Here is a 4,148-nt window from a genome sequence, read left to right on the forward strand (position 1 = left end):
ATGGAAGACAGTTTGACTGAATTGGCAGCGCGGCTCCAGATGCAATGGAGGGCGTGGGCTCCCGCGATTGGCCTTGGTGTTGCCGCCGCCATCGGTATGATTTGGACCGTCTATCTACCGATTGTCGGATTGCGTCACATGCTCGGATACAACTAAACCTCTAGCATCCGCACGACGGCATTCCAGCCGTAGGATTTGCTGCAACGCCGGTAACAGTGACCTCCAGGCCGAGCCTACCGAGCGCGACCGAGCAATCCAGGGATGCCGCGTCAGTCGCATTTTCGCCTATGACCGTCTTCGTGATCGACCCTTCGGTTGCCAGCGTTCCAGAAGTGTGCGCACCACGCCGGTCACAGGACTTCTCCTTCGCTTTGTACATTTCGAACGTTGAAGCGCTTTGGGCGCTGTGATTTGTTGGTGCCTTCGTCGTGTGTGGGAGTGCGGGCCGTGGACGATGACCAAAGGGCTGGTGTTCGTATCGAACACATCGACGGCCAGTGGGCGGTACAACTCGTCGAGAATGGCGAAACCACCCAGCATCTTTTCGAGACCGAGGAATTCGCGAGGAACTTCGCCGCCGGTCAGTGGCTAAGGCTAAACCCGAAGCCTATTCCCCCAATGCGCCGGCGACGCCGTTAGAGCGCTAAGCTTAAAAATGCTCTTTCGCGGATGCTGCACCGGGGCCGGAACTTTGATGCAATAGCGAAGTTCGAGGAGGGAGATGCTTTCGCAACAGGCGCCACTTCACGAGAGGCCGGAGCAATGGTGGACAATCTATCTCGCAGGGAAGAACAACGCGGCACGCGAAGACTCATGGCGTGGGGCGTGGCGGTTATTGCCGTCATTTTCCTAGGCCTAATGGCATTCTTTGTACTCACGCCCTTATCGAACGGCTCTTGGCAGACGGCACCGTTCAAGCGTGCTCCTGTGCAAAACCAGGGCGGTAATGCGCCAGTGGATACGTCACCCAGCCCGGGCGTGAAAAAAGACCCTCAGGAAAATACTGAAATGCCGGAGCAGCAGTAGTAGGTTCCGACCCGCTGGCAAATTTTTTCCGGGGCCGGGCGGCGATCTTGTCGAACACGTCCTCTTCCTCTGCGTCGCGACTGGCCTTGGTGTCGCCTCCAAGGATCGGGACCGGCCTTCCCTCGATTGCTGAGCTTACAAAATTGCCCAATTCGGAGGCCTGATGCTACACGTGTGTCGGCACAGGCAAATCTGCACAGCAGCTATGCACGATCCACGATTGCAGAAATCGCTGGGCAGCGGGTAGATTTTGATTGTCGGCCATCTACTCCTCCCAGATGCGATGCCGGCGCTGAATGAGGCGCACCTCCTCCCGCGCCACATTCGAAAATCGAGCCCGCTGCCACCTCCTCCCGGCAGCGGGCTTTTTTGTCTCCGCCAGCAGACACAGTGGCAAGCATCCGCGATGGCCTGCGAAACCATCCGTAAACCATGCCAACACGGTAAATACTTTATGTCGAACCGATCGGGTTGCAGGAGGTTGTGGGCGGGTCTGCAACAAAGAGGCCCAGCCGATCCATGCACCGCTTACCCATCTTGCCCGCCCTGTTGATCTCCTTCGGGATTGCCTACGGAATTTGCGTCTGGGCGACGTCGGATAAGCCGGTCAGCTTTTTCGAAGCCCAAGCGGCATCGCAAATGCGTGGAACTGTCGATCGCTCTGAATAGCTGTAACGCCACGGAAGGTGGGGCGGTCCGGTCCTATTATTCACATGGCCACCTTCGTGCACGAGCGCGCGGGCAAGCGCCTCACGGCAATGGCGTAGGTCGAGTTGAGCTTAATAGGTTTCGGAGCGCCGTGGCTTTGCCATCGCCGTGGCCACAGCTTCTCGCACGGTTGGACCTAATGGCTCGGCCAAGCGCCGAGCGGCGTCATCTTTCTGTTCAAGGTAAGAAGGATGGTAGCGGACTTCGCCAGCATGAAAAACGCGATTATGCACAACGCGCAGAAGCACGCGATCACGGCAAGTGAGCAGGCAATTACGACCTCAGCCATTTGGATTGTCCTCTAAATGTCGGGTGCTAGTCGGCGAATGATGTCCGCTATAGGACGGGGCGAGGTGAGCATAGTGCTTCTCCACCGTTCGGGTGTCGCTGCGACCAAGGGCCTGTGCCACGATGATCAACGGAGCGCCATTTCGAACCATCGTGCTGGCGTAGGTATGCCGCAGCTCATGTAGCGTCACATCCGACAGGCCGGCCTGTTTCAAAAGCGCTTTCCAGGGCCGATGGTAAATAGCCTTGGCCCAAACGACGCCGCTGTCTTGGGTAAGCAGGGGTTCACTGCCTTATCGATGGTGGGCTCTTGGTTCAGCAGAGTCCAGACAAAGAGCTCCTCCGCCACAACAATTCAGCGCATCAACCCCGCCGCGCGCAGAGCATTTTCGATGACCTTGGAAATCCCACTTGCCGGACCGCGCGCATTGGCTCGCTCCGGCGTGGGATCGATTCGGACTGCCCGCGGTTTTTCCGTTGGTGCAAATGACTGCAATGCGGCGCCTGAAGCGACCTCGGCTTTGGCTTTGCGTCGCACGTCCGGCTTCGTCAATTCCCAGAAGCGGGCGATGTGGCGTGTCGAGGAAATCCCAACATCCAGCATGAAAGGCCCTGCGTTGCCGAGACCATCGCCGCCGCCAGTTTGCAGTGGCGTCCCATGGCCCATGCCGGCAATGGTGAACGTCTCGACTACCTCGCGCCCGTTGCTGTCGCTCCAGACCTTCCGCGTCTGGCCGTCGACCTTCTCTATGCGTGTTGGCTTTTCGCCGAGATTGTGCACGCTTTGCCACTGCGCCAGGACTGCATCCGCATTGGCAGGCACAACAGTCGTGTCGGCCGAGCCCTGCCATATCGAAATACGCGGCCACGGACCCTTGTGCGGCGAGGCCGCCCGCAACAGCCGCTGGAGGTCGGCTTGGGACGGACCGCCATGGCCGCGCATGCGGTCGAAGGCTGCGGAGATCGTCGAGGCACTTCCATAGGCGAGCCCGGCAATGATCGCGCCGCCGGCAAACAGTTCGGGATAGTCCGCCAGCATCACCGCCGCCATAGCGCCGCCGGCGGACAGACCGGTGAGAAAGATCCTCTTGCGATCGAGGCCATGCGTAACCACTGCCGCCTCGATCACCTGGCGGATGGACAGTGCCTCGCCGCTGTCGCGCCTGATATCGCCTGGTACAAACCAGTTGAAGCAAAGATTGGGGTTGTTGGCGCGCTGCTGCTCGGGGAACAGCACCGCAAAACCATGCTCGGCGGCGAGCTCGCTCCAGCCGGAGCCATGATCATAGCTGGCCGCGTTCTGGGTGCAGCCATGCAGCACGACGACCAGCGCCGCCTGCCGGGCCAGGTTCTTCGGAAGATAAAGCCTCGCGCGCAAGGCTCCGGGATTGGACCCGAACCCTGTAATTTCGGACAAGTGAGCGTCGTTCCGTTCTCCGGATCCAGCTGCTGGCCGCGCGTGCATCGCGCTCAGGCGAGCGATCGTATCGGATATATTTCGCAAGTCGGTGTCCTTGTGCGCCGGAATGGCACGGTCCTGCACAACGCATATGCAGCAATATCGTTGCTGCGATGCACAAGAACAAGCCGTTGCGTCCGTGAACCTATAGATTGAATTGCGCGCTCGGTGAGGCGAACTCAGAGGCCCAGCGCTAGTCTGTTTGCGGAGGAAACAAACCGGGTTTGCGGAGGAAACAAACCGGGAAACGTCCTCGCCGTTTACAAGCCGCCTCTCGAGTAGCCCGAACGACGACACAATGACTGAGAGCATGTTATTAAAATCATGGGCGATGCCGGCGGTCAGTTGGCCAACCGCCTCCATTTTGTGCGCCTGGTGAAGTGCCCGCTCGCTCTTCAGGCGACCTCGGCCGCCTCGGCCACGCGACGTTCGAGTGTATGGGAGTTTAAGCAGTTCGGCGTTGGCCCGCTCTGCAGTGCGGCGCGCTTCCAGAAGCTCTCGTTCATAGCGGCGGCGGTCGGACGCATTGAAGACGGTGATGCGGATGAACCGCAGATTGCCCGATTCGCCGCGCCGCTCCGCGGCGTTGACGAGGACAGGAAGGGTCGATCCATCCGCGCAGACCAGGTCCAGCGCGACCTCGCTGAAAAATGCTTGCATCCGCATC

General features: G+C 59.6%; 4 protein-coding genes. 1 reads left to right on the forward strand and 3 read right to left on the reverse strand.

Annotation, left to right across the window (positions count from 1 at the left end; translation table 11 throughout):
* Nucleotides 1-447: 447 nt before the first annotated feature.
* Nucleotides 448-639 (forward strand): hypothetical protein, encoded by a 192-nt coding sequence (locus EN925_RS25735; protein WP_082827649.1) that lies wholly within the window; start codon nucleotides 448-450, stop codon nucleotides 637-639.
* Between the two features lie 274 nt (nucleotides 640-913).
* On the opposite strand, the gene EN925_RS40205 is transcribed toward EN925_RS25735, so the two are convergent.
* From EN925_RS40205 to EN925_RS25755, 3 genes are all read right to left on the reverse strand, one after another.
* The gene (locus EN925_RS40205; RefSeq protein WP_164770142.1) at nucleotides 914-1,084 is read right to left on the reverse strand and encodes a hypothetical protein; all 171 of its coding nucleotides are present in this window, start codon (nucleotides 1,082-1,084) and stop codon (nucleotides 914-916) included.
* 931 nt (nucleotides 1,085-2,015) lie between these two features.
* Nucleotides 2,016-2,213: a tyrosine-type recombinase/integrase gene (locus tag EN925_RS25750; RefSeq protein WP_244514468.1), complete on the reverse strand. Its 198-nt coding sequence runs from the start codon at nucleotides 2,211-2,213 to the stop codon at nucleotides 2,016-2,018.
* A gap of 164 nt (nucleotides 2,214-2,377) precedes the next feature.
* The gene (locus EN925_RS25755) at nucleotides 2,378-3,526 is read right to left on the reverse strand and encodes a PHB depolymerase family esterase (protein ID WP_206526361.1); all 1,149 of its coding nucleotides are present in this window, start codon (nucleotides 3,524-3,526) and stop codon (nucleotides 2,378-2,380) included.
* Nucleotides 3,527-4,148 lie beyond the last annotated feature (622 nt).

Origin of the sequence: Mesorhizobium sp. M7A.F.Ca.US.006.04.2.1 (genome assembly GCF_004022915.1) — a bacterium.
Classification (GTDB): domain Bacteria; phylum Pseudomonadota; class Alphaproteobacteria; order Rhizobiales; family Rhizobiaceae; genus Mesorhizobium; species Mesorhizobium ciceri.